Raw genomic sequence first — 17,880 nt, 5'->3', positions numbered from 1 at the left:
GGCGATCCGCGGGTGCGGGCTAGAGCAGTTCGGCGCGCGCCCACCGCAAGCGCTCGAGCGGCGTGAGGAGACCGGGGTGGTCCTCCCGGAGGTCGTCGAGTGACACCGGCTGCCGAGGCCGCTCCACCGGACCCTCGTAGGCGGCGACGACGGCCGCGATGCTGTCGTTGCCCCAGCGGCTGCTGCGCATGCGGAGCAGGGGCCGGTTCTCCGTGTCGCAGACGAAGAACTGTGCACTCGTCCGCTGGCCGCGACCACTGAACTCGAACAGCAGGCTGCGGCCGATCGCCTCACGAGGGACGAACCGTCGGCGTCCGAGGACGGGTTGCTCGATGAAGCCGTCGTGGCACACGACGATGCGTTGGCGACGCGAGAGGATCGCGAGCACGGGCAGGGCGACCAGGCCGACGATGCCGAAGGTGACCACCCAGGTGTGCTCCATGCTCGGCCCGGGCCCGACGAGCCAGAGCGAGACGCCCCAGACGGGCAGGATGACGATGGCGGCACTCAGGACGGTGCTGAACAGGATGCGGGGATGCGGTCGGACCGTCACCGGTTCATCCCCCCGTTGCATCACGCGCACCTCTTTCCCCGCCGACCATCGTGGCGTGCTTTCAGTGGTGCGACAACCCGCCATCTGGGGGACAAGTAGGACGAATGTCCCACTTCGGTCGGATGTCGGGGACTCCGTTGTCGGCGGGAGGCGATTGGATCCTTGACTTCGACGGCCTGCGATGTGCAATATATTGCATGCCCGCTCCTGCAACCGCCCAGCCGCATCGCCGAGCCCTGCTCAGGGACGACGTCTACCGCTCCCTGCGGAACGCGATCGTCGATGGCACCTTCACGCCGGGGGAGAAGCTCGTCGACACGGACCTCGAACGCTGGCTCGGCGTGAGCCGGACGCCCATCCGGGAGGCGATCCTCCGGCTGGCGCGCAGCGGGCTCGTGATCGCGAAACCCGGCCGGTCGACCGTGGTCGCCCCAGTCGACACGCGGGCGACGTTGCAGGCACAGGCCGTCGCCGCGGCCATGCACGAACTCGCCGTGCGTGAAGCGGTGCCGCACCTGACCGACGCCGACCTCGACCGCATGCGCGCGGCCAACCGTGACTTCGAGGCCGCCCTGCAGCGGGACGACACCGATGCCGCGCTCGAGGCGGACGACGCGTTCCACGCCGTGGCCGTCGACGTCGCCGGCAACCCCTTCGTCCGCGACGCGCTCGAAGCCGTCACGCCCCTGCTGCGCCGGGTCGAACGCCTCCGGTTCTCCTCCGTCGCCGCCCGGGGCTCGATCGCGCAGCACGACGCGCTCGTCGAACGGTGCGCCGAGGGCGACGTCGACGCCGCCGCCGCACTCGTCCGGGGCAACTGGACGACGCTCGCCGACCTCGTCGTCGCCCACCTCGACGAGGACTGAGGAACCCGGTCCTCGGAACAGCCCGTCGCGGGCATCACCCGCCGAACTGATCAGCCGCATCGCACCGCCACCTGCACGCCCGCCGCACCACCGACCTCCAGGAGCACCATGTCCCTCAGCGACTTCGCCCGCTACCCGCTCACCTTCGGGCCGAGCCCCGTCCACGAGCTCAACCGTCTGACCGCCCACCTCGGTGGCGCGACGATCTGGGCCAAGCGCGAGGACGTCAACAGTGGTCTCGCCTACGGCGGCAACAAGACCCGCAAGCTGGAGTACCTCATCCCCGAGGCCATCGCCCAGGGGGCCGACACCCTCGTCTCGATCGGCGGGTACCAGTCGAACCACACGCGCCAGGTCGCGGCGGTCGCGGCGAAGCTCGGCATGCGGGCGGTGCTCGTGCAGGAGAACTGGGTGGACTGGCCGGACTCCGTCAACGACCGCGTCGGCAACATCATGCTCTCGCGGATCATGGGCGCCGAGGTGCGCCTCGACCCCGCCGGCTTCGGCATCGGCTTCAAGTCGAGCTGGGAGCGCGCTCTCGACGACGTGCGCGAGCGCGGCGGCGTCCCGTACGCGATCCCGGCGGGTGCGTCGGACCATCGACTCGGCGGGCTCGGGTTCGCGAACTGGGCCGCCGAGGTCGAGCAGCAGGAGCGCGAGCTGGGCGTGTTCTTCGACACCATCGTGGTCTGCAGCGTCACCGGATCGACGCACGCGGGCATGATCGCCGGGTTCGCCGGCCAGGATCGACCCCGCCGGGTCATCGGGATCGACGCCTCCGCGAAGATCCAGGAGACCCGCGACCAGGTGGCGCGCATCGCCCGCAACACGGCTGCGCTCATCGGGCTCGACCGCGAGCTGCGCGACGACGAGATCACCGTGCTCGAGGGCTGGGCCGGCGACCTCTACGGGATCCCGGTGGAATCGACGATGGAGGCGATCCGGCTGACGGGACGACTCGAGGGCGTCATCATCGACCCGGTCTACGAGGGGAAGTCGATGGCGGGGCTCATCGACCTCGTGACGAGCGGTGACATCCCGGCATCGAGCAACGTGCTCTACGCACACCTCGGGGGGCAGCCGGCGATCAACGCGTACAGCGCCCTGTTCCGCGACTGATCCTGCGGGCGCCTCGCACGGCGTCCGGTCGCCCCGCGGATCGGCCCGTCGCGCTCGCCAGATCCGGGTGATCGCCCTATCAGGGACGATCGCCCGGGTCCAGCCGCGGGATGTGGCCCGGAGTGGTGCGAAACTGGACGCATCCACGACGCGAGGAGGTCGCATGCGCGCACCGATGGAACCCCGACACCAGAACCGGATCGCATGATCCGTCTGCAGTCGACCGCCTGGCCGACCAGCGGCACCGCTCTCGACCTCCCGGCCCTCGACGCTGCGGCGGCGGGCTCGATCACCGATCTCGCATCGCGGCTCGCGTTCACCCGACAGGCGGTCGAGCTCGTCGGTCCGCTCGAACAGCACACCGCGGGGCGCGTCTTCGCGGGCCTCGGAGCGATCGCCGCCGTCGACGTCACGCTCGCGCGCGTCGTGGAACCGCACCTCGACGCGCTCGCCATCCTGCGCCAGGCGGAGCTCGACCCCTCCCCGGACTCCACGTGGGGGGTCTTCGCGGCCGAGGCGCCCGGTGTCCGGCTCGACGCCGTCCGCGTCGACGACGGCTGGATCCTCAGCGGGACGAAGCCGTGGTGCTCGCTCGCCTCGAGCCTCAGCGACGCCCTCGTCACCGCCCACACCGGCCCGAACGAGCGACGCCTCTTCGCGGTTTCGCTCGCCGCCCCCGGCGTCACGACCGACGACAGCGCCTGGCTCGCCCGCGGAATGCCGCTCGTCCCGAGCGCCCCCGTCGGCTTCGACGTGGTCCCCGCAGCACCCGTCGGCGAAGACGGCTGGTACCTCCGGCGACCCGGCTTCTCCTGGGGTGGCATCGGCGTCGCGGCCTGCTGGTGGGGCGGCGCGAGCACCCTCGTCGAGCGGTTGCTCACCGCGGCACGCGCACGACCTGACGCCGAGCTCCTCCTCCGCACCCTCGGATCCGCCGCGATCGACCTCGCGATCGCGGAACAGGCGATCGCGGACGCGGCCGCGGCGATCGAAGGGGGCCTGGCCGACGGCGCTGCCGGTCCTCGTCTCGCGCAGCGCGTCCGGTCGACGGTGAGGGCCAGGGTGGACGCGATCCGCTCCGGCGTCCTCGGGGCACTCGGACCCGGCCCGCTCACCGCGGAACCGGCCTACCTGGAGCGCATGTCCGACCTCGAGCTGTACGTACAGCAGGACCACGGTGATCGCGACCTCGCGCGCTACGGCCGCATGCTGGTGGAGGCCGACTGATGCCCGCCTTCGACCACCGAGACCCCGGCACCTCCGCAGCCGCCTGGGGCACGCGCCTGCACGAGCTCGACCTGCCCGTCTGGGACGGTTGGCGGCAGGCGACCGGCCTCGTCGTCCTCTCGCCCCATCCGGACGACGAGTCGCTCGGCGCCGGCGGGCTGATCGCCGCAGCCGCAGCCGCCGACATCCCCGTCACCGTCCTCCTGGTCACGCTCGGCGAGCGCTCGCACCCCGATTCGCCGACCGCCACCCCGGCGGAGCTCGCTCCCCGCCGTGAGGCGGAGTTCATCGAGGCCGTCACCCGACTCGGTACCGAGGTCGCCCACGAGGTCCTGCGGGTCCCCGACGGCGGGCTCGACGCCGAACGCTCCGGCATCGCCGCGTCCTTGCGCTCGGCGGTCGAGGCCGCCGGGACGAGGCCGCTCATCGTCGCCCCCTGGCGCGGCGACGGCCACCGCGACCATCGCATCGCCGGGGAACTCGCCGCCGCGCTCGCGACCGAACGCGACCTCGCGCTCGTCGAGTTCCCGATCTGGCTCTGGCACTGGGCCGACACCGACGACGACACGCTGCCGTGGAACGAGGCGCGCATCGTGCCCCTCGACGCCGCGGCGCACGGGGCGAAGATCGCCGCGATGGACGCCTACCCGTCACAGACGGAGCCGCTGTCCGACGCCCCCGGCGACGAGGCCATCGTCGACCACCACCACCTGCAGCACTACGCGCGTCGCTTCGAGGTGCTCTTCCCGAACCAGCGGGCGCTCGACCTCACCGCGGAGCCGGACGTGCACACGGCGGCGGTCGGGCAGGCCGACGGCTCGCGGTCGCAGGAGTCCTTCGAAGACCACTACCGCGAGCACCCCGACGGCTGGGACTTCGGGTCCTGGTACGAGGCGCGCAAGCGTCAGGTGCTCCTGGCCGCGCTGCCGCGCCAGCGATACCGCTCGGTGCTCGAACTCGGCTGCGCCACCGGCGTGCTCACGGCCCGGCTCGCGGAACGCAGCGACCAGGTGCTCGGTGTCGACATCGCCGAGGCGCCGTTGCAGCTCGCCCGACGACACGTCCCCACCGCCCGCTTCGAACGCCGGACCGTGCCGGACGAGTGGCCGGCGGGCGAGTTCGACCTGGTGGTGCTGTCCGAGGTCGGCTACTACCTGTCCGAGGCGGACCTCGACCGGGTCATCGACCGGATCCTCGGATCGCTCACCCCGGACGGCACTATCGTGGCGTGCCACTGGCGTCACCCGGACGACCACGCGGCGACCTCGGCCGAGCTCGTCCACCGTCGGCTGCTCGAACGCTGGCCCGGCCGTCGCTCGGTCCAGCACGTCGAGGACGACTTCCTGCTCGACGTCCTCGTGCCGGCCGGTGAGGCGAGTGTCGCCGCGGTGGACGGTCTGACCTCCTGATGCTGCGACGGATCGACGTGGTCGTGCCGGCCCACGACGAGGAGGAGCTGATCGGCGCCTGCCTGGACGCCCTGCTCGTCGCCCGGGCTGAGGTGCAGCGGCGTCGCCCCGGCCTGCAGGTGGGCCTCGTCGTGGTCCTCGACGACTGCCGTGACGACACGGCCCGGATCGTCACGGAACGCCTCGACGGCCTCGACGACGGCGCCGGCGGGATCGGTCACGACGCCGGTTCAGCCGCGGCGTCCGTGGTGGTCATCGAGGAGCGCAGCGTCGGAGCGGCCCGCCGCGCGGGTGTCGACACCGCGACGCGACTCGGCGACGCCGACCCGACCGAGCGGTGGATCGCGAACACCGACGCAGACTCCCGCGTCCCGGCAGACTGGTTGTCCGTGCACGCCGACGCCTTCGACGCCGGTGTGGACGTCCTGCTGGGCACGGTCCGTCCCGACTTCGGCGACTTCTCCGAGCGCGACGTGGAGCGGTGGCTGGAGACGCATCCTGCCGGGCATCTGCCGGGGAACGTCCACGGGGCGAACCTCGGTGTCCGGGCCGATCGGCTCGAGGCGATCGGTGGGTTCCGCGAACTGGCCGAGCACGAGGACGTCGACGTCGTCGAACGGGCTCGGGCGGCGGGGTTCCGGGTCGTGCCGACGCTGGACGGCGCGGTCGAGACCTCGGGGCGCCGCCGTGGTCGCACGCCGGGCGGGTACGCGGCGTTCCTCGCCGAGACCTACCCGATCGTCTGAGCGCTCTGATCGTCTGGCGGGCCCGGCCATCTGACGCGCCGGCGCGCCTGACGCCACCTCACGGGGTCGTGGTCGTGCCCTCCGGGTCGACGATGACCTCGGTGACCTCGTCGAGGTCGAGCACCGGGTATCGGGAGACGGCGCCGATCTTCTCCTCGCTAGCGAGCACGTAGACCTCGGTGCTGCGCTCGGCGAGGGCGCGTTTCGTGGCGGCGTCGTCGAGTTCCCCGGTGGTGAGGCCGTGTTCCGGGTGCACCCCGGTGACGCCGAGGAAGCACGCGTCGGCACTCAGCCGTCGGATCGCCTCGGTGGCAAGGGCTCCGTTGGTGACCATCGAGTGCCGCCCCAGTTCGCCGCCGACCATGATCACGCGTGCCGGCGAATGCTCGGCGACGGCGAGCGCGACCGCGGGGCTCGGCGTGATGACGGTGAGGGTCGGGTCGTCGGGGAGCAGGCGGGCGAGGGCGAGGGCCGTGGTGCCGGCGTCGATGATGACGGTGCTGCCCGGGAGGATGCGTGCGGCGGCGACGCGGGCGACGCGCTCCTTGCTGTCCGTCTCCAGGGAGAGGCGTTCCGCGAAGGGGCGGTCGGCCGCGGGCACCGGCAGCGCTCCGCCGTAGACGCGGATGCACTGGCCGGCGTCGGCCAGGTCGCGGAGGTCCCGGCGGATCGAGTCCTCCGACACCCCGAGTGCGGCTGCGGCCTCCTTAGCGACGATCCGGCCGTCGCGCTCGAGGAGGTCCAGGAGGTGCGTTCGACGTTGTGCGCTCAGCATGCGTACTCCTTCACGATGTTGCACGTTTGTGCGTGCTTAACGCTACAGTGCTGGGCATGAACACACCACTCCTGATCCTCATCGCCGGCCCCTACCGTTCCGGAACCGGTGGCGACCCCGCCGCCATCGCCCGCAACCTCGAACGACTCGAAGCCGCGGCGGCCCCCATCTACGCCCTCGGCCACGTGCCGATGATCGGCGAATGGGTCGCCCTGCCGATCCTCCGAGGGATTGACGCCGGAGACACCGCCGGCGACGGCGACGTCATGTACGAGACGGCGAGGCGCCTGCTCCAGCACTGCGACGCGGTGCTCCGGCTGCCGGGTGAGTCCTCCGGTGCCGACACCGACGTCGCGATCGCCCGCGAGCGCGGGATCCCCGTGTACGCCGACCTCGCGGAGATCCCGGCGATCGAGGGCTGACGCCGCCGCCCGCCGAGTCGCGGCGGTCCGGCTAGGCTGACCGGCGTGCTCGACGACCTCCTGATCCGCCCGTACCGCGACACCGATGCCCGAGCGACCAGAGCAATCTTCGAACGCGCGGTGCGGGTGACCGCTGCCGCCCACTACACGGCCGAACAACGCACCGCATGGGTGCCGGACGACCCGCTGGCTGTGGTACTCGACGACTGGGCCGCCCGACGTGCCGCGGTGACGACGTGGGTCGCTGTCATCGACGACTCGGTGGTCGGATTCACCGACCTGGACGTCGAGACCGGTTACCTCGACATGCTGTTCGTCGATCCGGACGCCGGACGACGCGGCGTCGGTTCCGCGCTCATCCGTCAGGTGCTCGACGAAGCCCGGGCGGTGGGACTCCGGGAGGTGACCGTGCAGGCGAGTCGGACGGCGCAGCCGGTGTTCGAGCGTCATGACTTCGTCGTAGTCCGTGAGCAGCGGGTCGAGCGTCGTGGGGTGCTCATCGAGAACGCGGTGATGCGGATGGTCCTCGACGCGTGAGATCGGTGCGATCGGCGTGAGCGCGGGTCGCACGCTTGGGCGCGGCCCTCTGGAGACCCGCGCTCACGCGGGTGACCCGCGCTCACGTCAGCGCACCGCGCTGGCAGTCCGTCAGGCGTCGGTGAGTTGGGTGTCGGCTCGCTCCGGGGAGCCGGCGGCGAGCCCGCGGCCGATGGCCGCCCGCGAGCCCAGCCAGAGGAGCACGCCCACCAGGAAGACGATGACCTCCGTCACGGTCAGCGACCAGACGATGCCCCCGAGTCCGAACCAGAGGTTGCCGAGCAGCACGATGGGGACGAACAACACCCCCTGGGTGACGGCCATGACCGTCGCGGCGAGCGCCCGCCCGGTCGCCTGGAAGAGCGAGGTGATGAGCCCGGTGAAGCCGTTGGCGATCATCGCGGTGAGCTGCGCGACGAGGATCGTGACGCCGAGCCCGAGGACGGCCGGATCGGCGATGAACGCGGAGACGATCGGCTCGCGCAGGACGAAGACGACACCGGCGAAGAGCACCGAGATCCCACCGACCGTGAGGGCCGAGGCTCGAAGGGCCGAGCGGAGGCGCGCACCGTCACCCTTGCCGAACGCGTAGGCGAGGAGGGGGAGCACGCCGAACGTCACCCCCATGACGAGGAACTCCGGTACCTGGGCGATCCGGACCGCGACCCCCATGGCGGCGAGCGGTGCGTCTCCGTAGCCGGCGGCCAGCGTGTTCAGGACGAGCGCGGTGACGATGAGGAAGCCGGACTGCAGGAGCGTGCTGACGCCGACACTGAGGACCGGCTTGAGGATCGTCGGCGACAGCGTGAACCAGCGCGGCGCCAGGCTGACGTGCTCGCTGTTGCGCTGCAACCAAGCGACGAAGTAGACGACGACACCGAGGTTGGCAAGGCCCATCGCGAGCGCCGCCCCGGCCACACCCCAGCCGAGCCCGAGGATGAAGACGAGGTCGAGGACGAGGTTGGCGACGGCGGAGGCGATGAGCGCGATCATCACCTGACGGGCGGCACCCTCGGCTCGGACGAGCTGTTCCAGGCAGAACGCGGTCGCCATGACGGGGACGAATGCGAGCATGACGCCGATGAACGCGGAGGTCGCCGGGGCGGTGACCGCATCCGCCCCGAGCAGCGACACGAGGGGGCCGAGGAAGACGAGGCCGATCCCGCCCAGGACGGCACCGGTGAGGAAGGCTCCCCAGACGGCGAAGGTGGCGGCGCGTTTGATGTCACCGGCTTGCGCGGGGTCGCGTTCCGAGGCGCCGAGGAGCCTCGAGATGAGCGCGCCGCCGCCGACGCCGAACAGGTCGCCGATGGCCATGATCAATCCGAGGATCGGCGCTCCGAGCGTGATCGCGGCGAGCAGCGTGGTGTCGTGGAGCGAGCCGACGACGCCGGCGTTGATGAGGTTGTAGACGGCGCTGACGACGAGCGCGGCCGCCATCGGGACGCACAGGTGGACCAGTGCTCGGATGATCGGGGCGGTCGAGAGGTACCAGCGGTTGCTGCCGACCGTGTCGGCGGCGGTCGTGGTGGCGGTCGAGGGAGTGGCGGCGGTCGGGGGAGTGGCGGCGGTCGAGGGAGCGGCGGCGGTCGATGAAGCAGCGGCGTCGCCGGGGATGGACGGGTCGGCTTCGTGATCGGTGTGGTGTTCGGGGTGCATGGAAGGCTCCGTTTCGGGCAGGTTCCGGGCGCGACGATGAGCGCCGGCGCGGCGAGGGGTGAATGGGGAAGAGGGGAACGGTCGCGGGCTGGGCGGACGAGCTCAGCGGGCGTCCGGGCGCGACGGACAGCGCCGTCATGGCGATGGCGAGCGTGATGGCGGTCGCGGTCGCGGTCGCCGTCGGCGGTGGGTGACGCGCGTGGCGAGTGGTCTCGGCGCGTGGTCAGGGAGCTCGGGTCAACCGAGCGATGGTCAGCGGGTCGGCTGCGGCAGGTTCGCCGTGAGCTTCGTGAGCAGAGCGTGCAGGGTGTCGCGTTCGCTCTGGTCCAGCGGGGTGAGGATGCTGTCGTCGGCGTCGGCCATCGCGGTTTCGAACCCGTCGATGAGGTCGGCGCCGAGCTGGGTGGCGAAGACGCGCTTGGTGCGCGCGTTCCCGTCCTCCGCGCGGCGTTCGACGAGGTCTCGGCGTTCGAGCCCCTGCAGGAGGCTCGAAACGCTCGCGGCGCTCGTTCGGCTCACCTCGGCGATGTCGCGTTGGATCGAGCCGGGATGCTGGACGAGGTACCCGAGGACGAAGGCCTGTTCGTGACTGAGTTCGCGGGCGCGGATCCAGTCCTCGCCGGCCTTGCGCTGTGCCCACCCGATCCAACGGACCATCTGCAGGGTGCTGGTGAAGGCGGGTGTCTCGTCGTCCATGGTTAGAACACTAACGCTTTGATCTCTAACCGTCAACCCGTGAATGATCTGTTCTTGCCAGTGCGGTGCGCTGACGCGAACGGTGACCGTTCGGCCTGGGCGCGGGTCGGAGCCGCGGGCGCACCCCTCCGGAGACCCGCGCTCACGCGTGTGACCCGCGCTCACGTCAGCGCACCGCGCTGGCAACGGGCTACGGGCTACGGAAACACAGAACGCCCCACGCGGATGCGTCGGGCGTTTGTGGTGATGCTGGCGGAGAATGGGGGATTCGAACCCCCGAGGGCGTTAACCCAACACGCTTTCCAAGCGTGCGCCATAGGCCACTAGGCGAATTCTCCTCGGCTGTTTGTGAAAAACGGCCAGATAGCAGCATACCTGGTTCGCGGACTCCCGCGCGCCACCTGCCGGAACCACGCACCGCTCGGCACCACGGATCAGCTCGCGGCAGGGGGTCGCCAGTCGACGCGTTGGTCCCGGTGCGACACGAGCGACCGCGGGAACACCACCGACAGGACCCGTTCGATCGGCGGGCTCACGGCGCGCAGGGCAGCTCTCGCCTCGCCGAGCGCGGCCTCGACGGCGTCGGCGCTCGCCGGAGGTTCGCCACCGGACGCCCGGTCGGTGGCGGCCCGCGCGTAACTCTCCCGCTCGACGGCGGTGACGAGCCGCTCGATCGCGGGCGAATCGACCTGGAACTGCCCGCGCAGTCTCGCCGCGAAGCCACGCGGCGACTCCGACGTCGTCACCGGGAACCCGAGATCCCTGGCGCTGTCGACGAACTCCGTCCACGCCCAGCCGGCCGAGGTCCCGGCGGCGTGGGCCCGTCGACGCCCAGCCGCACGCCGGACACCACGGGCGATCGAGGGGGTGGCGAGGAGCACGAGCACGCCGAGCAGGACCGCGAGCGGCACCAGCATGGCCGGCAGCCCACCGCCGGTCTGGGTGGCCGTCGATCCGCCGAGGGCCCCAGCCGTCGGCGTGGGCGTCGATGCCGCGGTCGGAGCCGGACGGCTGTCGGGACTCACCGATCCACTTCCCGGTGTCGCAGCGCTCGTGTCGGTGAACTGCGTCACGACCCCACGGCTCGCGGTCGGTTCGAACGGCACCCAACCGACGCCCTCGAAGTACAGTTCCGGCCACGCGTGCAGCTGGTCGGAGGTCACGATGTAGGTGCCGCGGTTCGACGGCGTGTTGTCGATGGTCGTGCCGGGCAGATACCCGATGGCGATGCGCGCCGGGATGCCGAGGACGCGCGACATCACGGCCATCGCGGAGGAGAAGTGGATGCAGTACCCGGCCTTGCGTTCGAGGAACGTCGCGATGACCTCTGCGCCGCTGCCGTCGAAGCCCTCCTCCACGGGTGCCGATTCGGAGTACTCGAAGGAGCTGCGGAAGTACCGCTGCAGGGCGATCGCCCGGTCGTAGTCGGTCGAGGCGGTTGCCGTGACCTCTGCGGCGGTGTCTCGGATGATCTGCGGCAGCTCGTCGGGCAGCTCGAGGTACTGGGCCGCGGACGCCGGGTCGGCGACGGGCGGGACGTCGCGCATCTGTTGCGCCGTCGGCAGGATCGCGGTGCTCGTCGCGGTGTAGGTCTGGCCACGGGTGGATCCACGTTCCGCCATCGCCGTCAGCCCGGCGGCTTCGAACCGCCAGTCACCGCGGAGCCCGTCGACCTTCTGCGTCGGATACGGCAGGGGCAGCCACGGGCTCGACAGCGAGTCCACCGTGACGGTGGTCTCGAAGGTCTCCACGGGGATCGCCTCGCTGAGCCCGGCCGGCGCGGGGAAGGCGTCGAGCGAGTTGCCGTCGTTGTAGCCGGAGTTGTCGGGACCCCAGACGTTGCCCGTGAAGTCGCTGAGGTCGGTGACCTTGAGGTAGGGCGCGTCGTCGGCGGTGGTCGTGTACTCGAGCGCGGTCGTGTTCGCCGGGCGACGCAGGCTCTGGCCGAGGGAGATGAGCGGATTGATGCCGTTGGCGAAGGGGCCGTTGCCGCGGGCGCCGGCGGTCACGTCGCGGACGGCGAGGTCGGGGAGCGCGGCCGGGGTGAGCAGGGCGACGACCACGGCGACCGCGCCGACGAGGACCGCGGGGCCGACACTGCCGAAGCGTCCCGCGAGCGCCGTCGATCCCGTCCGTCGGGTGGAGCCGGCCGCAAGGGCCGAGGCGGCCTCTCGCAACCGTTCCCGGCGTCGCACGTCCTCGCGGAGCAGCCAGAGGAAGGCGAGTGCGACGGCGGCGAACACCCAGGGGTCGAGCGGGAACGACACGGCGACGGTGGGGCCGGCGTAGACCGCGAAGACGAGGACGCCCGCGAGGACCGGCGCGTGTCGGCCGAGGACGAGCCAGGCGACGGCGAGGGCGACGAGGCCACCGCCGGCGGCCATCACGAAGACGACCCCGGCGTCCGTGTCGAGCGGCGCGGACCCGTCGTGGAAGGTCTGGAACCCGGCGTCGCGGAGGCGTTCGAAGGTGGTGACCGTGGTGGGTGTCGGCACGATGCCGAGGATGGCGGTGCCGCTCGCGAAGCCGATGGTGATGGTGAGCAGCCAGGTGATCGCGGAGCCGACCCATACGAACACCGCCGGCAGCCTGGTGCGACGGAGGAGGACGGCGCTGGCGAGGACGATCGCGATGACGACGTTCGCCACGACCCACCAGTCGAGCGTGTCGAGCACGCGGCCGAAACCGAGGCCGCCGGTCACGAGGAGGGCGAACGCGGCGAGGGCGAGTCGGAGGTCTCCGCTGGTCGCGGACGCTCGTGCGTCTTCCGGTCGACCGCTGTCGACGCCGGACCACGATCCGCCGCTGGTCCCGGCTCCGGTCGGGCGAGCCCGGTCGCGTGAGGCGGGGCCGGCGGTCGGTCGTCTCCCGTTGGCGTTCCCGGCCGCGCGACGTCCCTCAGCGACGGACATACGCACCCCCGCGACGACCTTGGCGGCTGGTCGACCGTGACGCCCCGGCGGCGCTGGCGGGACCGCTGCTGTCGAGCCACAGCGCCGCGAAGGATGCCCCGCGTTCGCCGACGTGGCATCGCCACCCGGCGAGCTCCAGCAGCTCGACCGTCCGGCGTCGCGCGCCGGCCGGGAGCAGTGCGATGGGCAGCGGGGAGAGCCGTGCGACCGCCGTCAGTTCGCCGAGGTCGCCCTCCTCCACGTCGCCGAGGATCGCGATGACGGGCTGCGTGCGACGTGCCGAGATGACGGGGGAGAGGTCGAGGAACCGGGTCGGCTCGTGCGACGGCCGCAGGAGTGCGAGGTCGAGCAGCGCGGCGTCGAGGTCGTCGTCCTCGAGGTGCTGCCCGCCGCGTTCGAGTGCGTCGCCCATGCCGCCGACGGGGCTGGAGCGCAGGCCGTTCGCCGACGAGCCGGCGCCGACCTCGCGGGAGAGGGCTTCGCTCCCGGCGCCGACGAGGTTCACCCGGTACTCGGCGTCGACGAGGTGCGCGGTGATCGACGCGGCGAGGGAGACGGCCTGCTCGAACGCCGGCAGGTGGGACGGGTCGTCGTCGGGCCAGGCCCAGTGGGCGGCCGCGGTGTCGAGGAGCACGGTCGCCTCGGGGTCGTTGCGCTGCTCCTCCTGCCGGACCATGAGCTCACCGTGATGCGCGCTCGCCCGCCAGTGCAGGCGTCGGATCGCGTCGCCGGGGAGGTAGGGGCGGGCGATGACGTCGTCCTCGCCGGCACCCGCGCGCAGGGACGAAGGGCGGGTGGAGCCGTCGCGGCTGGCGGTCAGCGCGGGGATCTCCGGCAGGACCACGACCTCCGGCAGGACGACGACCGCGTGGGTTCCACCGACATTCCGCCGGCGGACGACCAGCCCGAACGGGTCGCTCACCGCCAGGCCGAGTGGACCGAGTTCGTGCTGGCCGCGGCGCAGCGCCGTCACCGTGTACTCGGCGGTCCGCTTGCGGGAGCCGATACCGGCGACGCCCGTGCTCGGGAGCGTGCCGCTCGCGTCGCCGTCGAGCCCGGACGGGATGCGGTCCTTCCACTCGGTGTGCACGTGCGGCAGGGCGCTCGTCTCGGCGATGGAGACCTCGACCGAGATGCGACCGCCGACGGCGACGAGGTCCGGCCGCGTCGTGCGGTCGACCCGGAGCGAGGGGCGTTCCAGGTAGACGGCGCCGAAACTGGCGGCCACGAGGGCGATGAGGAGTCCGGCGGCGGCGAGCAGCTCCGGCGAACCGATGCCGCGGGCGAAGACGAGGCAGACGCCTGCCGCCACGAGCACGCCGACGGCGCGCCTCGTCAGCGGGATCCGACGCCTCATGGGCCCGGAACCTCCTGGCGCGTCACCAGGGCCCGGCGATCGCCGTGCGGGCACACGATCAGGACCTCGCCTCGGCTCGGCCGGAGTGCGGCACCGGGGTCCGTTCGAGGAGTTCGACGAGCACCTCGGCGACCGCCTGCACGCCCGAGCGGTCGTGGGCGCTCACCGCGCGGCGCGTCGGGATGAGGCGATGCGCGAGCACCGGCGCGAGCAGCTGGTCGATGTCGTCGGGGAGGACGAACTCGCGGCCGTCGAGCGCTGCCAGGACCTTCGCGGCGCGGATGAGTTGCAGCGTGGCACGGGGGCTCGCCCCGAGGCGGAGCTCCGGGTGCACCCGCGTCGCCTGCACGAGCGACACGCAGTACTGCTCCACGATCGGCGAGACGAACACGCCGCGCGCCCAGGCGATGAGGCGTTCGACGTCACCGCGCGAGGCGACCGGACCGATCGTGTCCAGCGGGTTCACCGTGTCGCGTTGGCGCAGCATCGCGAGTTCCGCGTCGGGGTCGGGATAGCCCATGGAGATGCGCGCCATGAACCGGTCGCGCTGGGCTTCCGGCAGGGCGTAGGTGCCCTCCATCTCGAGCGGGTTCTGCGTGGCGACGACGGTGAACGGAGACGGCAGCGCGTGGGTCTCGCCGTCGACCGTGACCTGGCCCTCCTCCATCGACTCGAGGAGCGCCGACTGCGTCTTCGGGGAGGAGCGGTTGATCTCGTCCGCGATGACGATGTTCGCGAACACGGCGCCCGGCTTGAACTCGAACTCGCGGTCCACCTGGTTGAAGATCGAGACGCCGGTCACGTCGGAGGGGAGCAGGTCGGGCGTGAACTGGATTCGGCGGACGGAGCTGCCGACGGAGGCCGCGAGGGCCTTCGCGAGGACCGTCTTGCCGACGCCGGGGACGTCCTCGATGAGCAGGTGCCCTTCGGCGAGCATCACGATGAGCGCCATGCGGGCGGCGAACGGTTTGCCGTCGATGACACGTTCGACGTTGTCGAGGATCCGTTCGGCGAGGAGCTGGAACTCCACGGCGGTCAACGCGGGGTTCAGTTCGGCGACGGAGTCCCTGGTGGTGCGGCCCAGACTGCTCTGCTCGGTCATGGTCGGCTCCTGCGGTCGTGGTCGTGCAGACGCCTGAACAGCAGCCCGACGATGGTGGCGAGTCCGACGGTCACGAGACACGGACCGATCGCCAGGATGGTCTGGAAGATGAGGAACGCCATCGGTGGGCCGTCGCCGGTGCCGTTCCAGCCGCGGTAGCCGTTGCTCGTCGCGAACCAGATGGCGAGGCCACCGCCGACCGCGAGGACGACACCGACCGCCCACAGCGCGCGTTCCAGTTGCGCGGCCTTGGCCGATGCGGCGCCGCGGGCCTCCTCGTCCTCGTCGGCCCAGCGGGCGAGGTCCTCGGCGGACGGGCCGGCTTCCGGGGCGGCGCCGGCCGGCGCCCCCTGGCGGAAGGGCTCGACGCGGGCGCGCGGGCCGTCGTCGAAGCGGTCGTCGGTGGGCGGGCGGACCGGGCGGCCGTCGGTCGGCGGCTGGATGAGCTGCGGGGCGACCTCCTCGAGGGAGGCGAGTCGGCTCCGACGGCCGGAGTCGACGGCGTTCGGGCGGGAGCGCTGATCGGTGTGTCCGCGCTGGAACGCGGGGTCGTAGCGTTGGTCCATCGTCGGCCTCCGTCGCGCTGCGTGCATCGTCCGGGCCGGAACCCGTCTGCCCGATCCTAGGACTGATAACGAACAGGTAACACCCCTGGACGGGTCGCCCACAGGAACTCCATATGTGCACCACGTCGCGCACACACCGGGTCGGTACCGGTCAGGGAGATCTTCGGAGCCGTCGGGCACATCGCTTGCGTTGCCCTGCGACCGGCTCAGGCACCAGGCCCCGGGCCGCGCGCTCCGGAAACGACGACAGGCCCGGGAACGGGGGTCCGTTCGCCGAGCCTGTCGAGGAGCGCGTGTCCTACAGCGCCGAGAGCGCCTCGCGGATCGGGGTCTCGCCGCCGATGACCTCGAACTGCGTGCGGGAGGCCGCACCGGACTCGATGAGCGCGAACAGTACGGCGGCGACGTCGGCGCGCGGGATGGAGCCGCGGTCGGTGGTCGTCGCGGCGGTGATCGTGCCGGTCGGCGCGTCGTCCGTCAGGCCACCGGGGCGGACGATGGTCCAGTCGAGGTCGCGGCCGCGCAGGTCGGCGTCCGCCTCGGACTTCGCCCGCAGGTAGACCTGGAAGACGTCGTCCGACTCCGGGTCGAAGTCGTCGGTGCCCATCGCGGACACCATGATGTAGCGCGGGACCTTCGCGAGTTCGGCTGCCTCGGCGAGGAGCACGGCTCCGTCGCGGTCGAGGGAGAGCTTGCGGTCGGCGCCGCTGTTCGGGCCGGCTCCGGCCGCGAACACGACGACGTCGGTCCCGGCGAGTTCGTCGGCGAGTTCGGCCGGCGAGGAGTGCTCGAGGTCGAGGACGATGGCGCGGGAGCCGATGCCCTGGAGCTCGCCCACCTGCTCGGGGTTGCGGATGATGCCCGCGGGGGTGTGGCCTGCTTCGGCGAGCAGCCGCTGCAGGTGCAGCGCGATCTGTCCGTGTCCTCCGGCGATGACGACGTCGGTCATGTGAGTCCTCTCGTTCGATGCGGTGTCGATCCTCGCGCCGCCCGTTCGTGGGAGCGGCGGTCGATCGAGGGTCTGCGGCCGGTGGCCCCAGATCCGCCAGTCAACGCCTCCGGCGGAGCGTACGCAACCCGGTCGCGGCTCGGGTACACTGGGTGACGGCTCCCCGCGTGGCGCCATCCAGGCCAACTCCCCCAGGGCGGAAACGCAGCAAGGGTAACCGGGCTCTGGCGGGTGCGCGGGGAGTCTTTTCGTGCGCTCGGTGCATGCGGTGCCCGTCTCTGGCCCGGCACGATCAGGCCGTCCGCGTCGCAGCAGGACATCCGCCTCGCAGCAGGACATCCGAGGCCTGTTCCTCCTGTTCTCGCGCCGATCTCCTGCTCCTGCGCCGGTCTGCCGTCGACCGCGGACGCACATGAAAGCCCCGGAGCCCCGCACGTGGCAGGACCCCGGGGCTCGGGAGTGCGTCAGATCAGCTGAGCTGTGCGCGACGCTTCCGGACGACGAGCAGTGCGGCTCCACCGAGCATCAGCAGGGCGCTGAGACCGAGGAACGCGGTGCCGTCGACACCGGTCGACGCGAGGGAGTTCCCGGCGTTGGCTGCCGGCGGCGTGGCTGCACCCGGTGCGACAGCGGCCGGAGCCGCAGCGAGGGTGAAGGACACGGGCTCGGACGGAGCCGAGATCTGGTCAGCCTCGGTGGGGGCGGGGACGGTGCTCTGGATCGCGACGGTCGTGTACGCGTTCGGTGCGAAGGCGAGCGTGACGCTCCACTGACCGTTCTCGTCGACGAGGATGTCGTCGGCGGGGTCGGCCGGCTCGGCTGCAGCGCGGGCGTTCGCGGAGACCTCGTCCAGGGCGGCGGTCGGCACGGTCAGGAGACCGATGTAGGCGCCGGGCTCGCCGGTTCCCGTGAACGTGACGCGGTCGCCGACGATCGTCTGGCCCTCGGTCGGGCTGGTGATGCTCGGAGCGCCGAGGACGGTGTT

18 protein-coding genes, 1 tRNA gene and 1 other RNA gene are annotated in these 17,880 nt (G+C 71.8%); 9 read left to right on the top strand and 11 right to left on the bottom strand.

Annotation, left to right across the window (positions count from 1 at the left end):
• Positions 1–19: 19 nt before the first annotated feature.
• Positions 20–553 carry a hypothetical protein gene (locus tag ASE44_RS00610; protein WP_056776471.1) on the bottom strand — a complete coding sequence of 178 codons (534 nt, stop codon included), beginning with the start codon at positions 551–553 and terminating at the stop codon, positions 20–22.
• Between the two features lie 197 nt (positions 554–750).
• On the opposite strand from ASE44_RS00610, the gene ASE44_RS00605 reads away from it, so the two are divergent.
• From ASE44_RS00605 to ASE44_RS00585, 5 genes are all read left to right on the top strand, one after another.
• Positions 751–1,419 (top strand): GntR family transcriptional regulator, encoded by a 669-nt coding sequence (locus ASE44_RS00605; protein ID WP_056776469.1) that lies wholly within the window; start codon positions 751–753, stop codon positions 1,417–1,419.
• 108 nt (positions 1,420–1,527) lie between these two features.
• Positions 1,528–2,538, top strand: coding sequence for a 1-aminocyclopropane-1-carboxylate deaminase (locus tag ASE44_RS00600; RefSeq protein WP_056776467.1), 1,011 nt, complete (start codon positions 1,528–1,530; stop codon positions 2,536–2,538).
• 204 nt (positions 2,539–2,742) lie between these two features.
• Positions 2,743–3,765 (top strand): hypothetical protein, encoded by a 1,023-nt coding sequence (locus ASE44_RS00595; protein WP_056776464.1) that lies wholly within the window; start codon positions 2,743–2,745, stop codon positions 3,763–3,765.
• Entirely contained in the window at positions 3,765–5,174 is a 1,410-nt protein-coding gene (locus tag ASE44_RS00590; protein WP_056776462.1) for a bifunctional PIG-L family deacetylase/class I SAM-dependent methyltransferase, read from the top strand. The genes ASE44_RS00595 and ASE44_RS00590 overlap by 1 nt, the downstream gene beginning before the upstream one ends.
• The gene (locus ASE44_RS00585) at positions 5,174–5,920 is read left to right on the top strand and encodes a glycosyltransferase family 2 protein (protein WP_056776458.1); all 747 of its coding nucleotides are present in this window, start codon (positions 5,174–5,176) and stop codon (positions 5,918–5,920) included. The genes ASE44_RS00590 and ASE44_RS00585 overlap by 1 nt, the downstream gene beginning before the upstream one ends.
• 58 nt (positions 5,921–5,978) lie before the next feature.
• Here the strand turns inward: ASE44_RS00585 and ASE44_RS00580 are convergent, their stop codons facing one another.
• The gene (locus ASE44_RS00580) at positions 5,979–6,695 is read right to left on the bottom strand and encodes a DeoR/GlpR family DNA-binding transcription regulator (protein WP_056776456.1); all 717 of its coding nucleotides are present in this window, start codon (positions 6,693–6,695) and stop codon (positions 5,979–5,981) included.
• A gap of 56 nt (positions 6,696–6,751) precedes the next feature.
• On the opposite strand from ASE44_RS00580, the gene ASE44_RS00575 reads away from it, so the two are divergent.
• Complete coding sequence (locus ASE44_RS00575) at positions 6,752–7,117, top strand: hypothetical protein (RefSeq protein WP_056777032.1); 366 nt, start codon at positions 6,752–6,754, stop codon at positions 7,115–7,117.
• A gap of 45 nt (positions 7,118–7,162) precedes the next feature.
• Positions 7,163–7,654: a GNAT family N-acetyltransferase gene (locus ASE44_RS00570; protein ID WP_056776454.1), complete on the top strand. Its 492-nt coding sequence runs from the start codon at positions 7,163–7,165 to the stop codon at positions 7,652–7,654.
• A gap of 111 nt (positions 7,655–7,765) precedes the next feature.
• On the opposite strand, the gene ASE44_RS00565 is transcribed toward ASE44_RS00570, so the two are convergent.
• Positions 7,766–9,313, bottom strand: a complete 1,548-nt coding sequence (locus tag ASE44_RS00565; protein ID WP_082455566.1) for an MATE family efflux transporter — start codon at positions 9,311–9,313, stop codon at positions 7,766–7,768.
• Positions 9,314–9,375: 62 nt separating this feature from the next.
• Between ASE44_RS00565 and ASE44_RS19025 the strand changes: the two genes are divergently transcribed.
• Positions 9,376–9,507 carry a hypothetical protein gene (locus ASE44_RS19025; RefSeq protein WP_255353607.1) on the top strand — a complete coding sequence of 44 codons (132 nt, stop codon included), beginning with the start codon at positions 9,376–9,378 and terminating at the stop codon, positions 9,505–9,507.
• A gap of 58 nt (positions 9,508–9,565) precedes the next feature.
• On the opposite strand, the gene ASE44_RS00560 is transcribed toward ASE44_RS19025, so the two are convergent.
• The 7 genes from ASE44_RS00560 to ASE44_RS00530 all read right to left on the bottom strand — a co-directional run bounded on the left by ASE44_RS00560 (position 9,566) and on the right by ASE44_RS00530 (position 16,895).
• On the bottom strand, positions 9,566–10,009 hold the full coding sequence (locus ASE44_RS00560; RefSeq protein ID WP_056776451.1) for a MarR family winged helix-turn-helix transcriptional regulator: 444 nt from the start codon (positions 10,007–10,009) through the stop codon (positions 9,566–9,568).
• Positions 10,010–10,259: 250 nt separating this feature from the next.
• Positions 10,260–10,347 (bottom strand) — tRNA-Ser (locus ASE44_RS00555).
• 96 nt (positions 10,348–10,443) lie between these two features.
• Positions 10,444–12,921 carry a DUF3488 and transglutaminase-like domain-containing protein gene (locus tag ASE44_RS00550; RefSeq protein WP_056776448.1) on the bottom strand — a complete coding sequence of 826 codons (2,478 nt, stop codon included), beginning with the start codon at positions 12,919–12,921 and terminating at the stop codon, positions 10,444–10,446.
• Positions 12,908–14,278 (bottom strand): DUF58 domain-containing protein, encoded by a 1,371-nt coding sequence (locus ASE44_RS00545; protein WP_056776445.1) that lies wholly within the window; start codon positions 14,276–14,278, stop codon positions 12,908–12,910. Before ASE44_RS00545 ends, ASE44_RS00550 begins: the two co-directional genes overlap by 14 nt.
• A 58-nt stretch (positions 14,279–14,336) precedes the next feature.
• Entirely contained in the window at positions 14,337–15,380 is a 1,044-nt protein-coding gene (locus tag ASE44_RS00540; RefSeq protein ID WP_082455680.1) for a MoxR family ATPase, read from the bottom strand.
• Positions 15,377–15,946: a hypothetical protein gene (locus ASE44_RS18335; protein WP_056776441.1), complete on the bottom strand. Its 570-nt coding sequence runs from the start codon at positions 15,944–15,946 to the stop codon at positions 15,377–15,379. Before ASE44_RS18335 ends, ASE44_RS00540 begins: the two co-directional genes overlap by 4 nt.
• 298 nt (positions 15,947–16,244) lie before the next feature.
• Positions 16,245–16,895, bottom strand: coding sequence for an SDR family oxidoreductase (locus ASE44_RS00530; RefSeq protein ID WP_056776438.1), 651 nt, complete (start codon positions 16,893–16,895; stop codon positions 16,245–16,247).
• Positions 16,896–17,049: 154 nt separating this feature from the next.
• On the opposite strand from ASE44_RS00530, the gene ffs reads away from it, so the two are divergent.
• An RNA gene (gene ffs, locus ASE44_RS18125) (signal recognition particle sRNA small type) lies at positions 17,050–17,146 on the top strand.
• Positions 17,147–17,364: 218 nt separating this feature from the next.
• On the opposite strand, the gene ASE44_RS00525 is transcribed toward ffs, so the two are convergent.
• Positions 17,365–17,880 (bottom strand): LPXTG cell wall anchor domain-containing protein (locus tag ASE44_RS00525; RefSeq protein WP_162235718.1); only part of this gene is annotated, 516 nt, incomplete at its 5' end.

Source organism: Plantibacter sp. Leaf1 (genome assembly GCF_001421315.1).
Lineage (GTDB): Bacteria > Actinomycetota > Actinomycetes > Actinomycetales > Microbacteriaceae > Plantibacter.
This window is presented reverse-complemented; position numbering and strand designations above follow the sequence as displayed.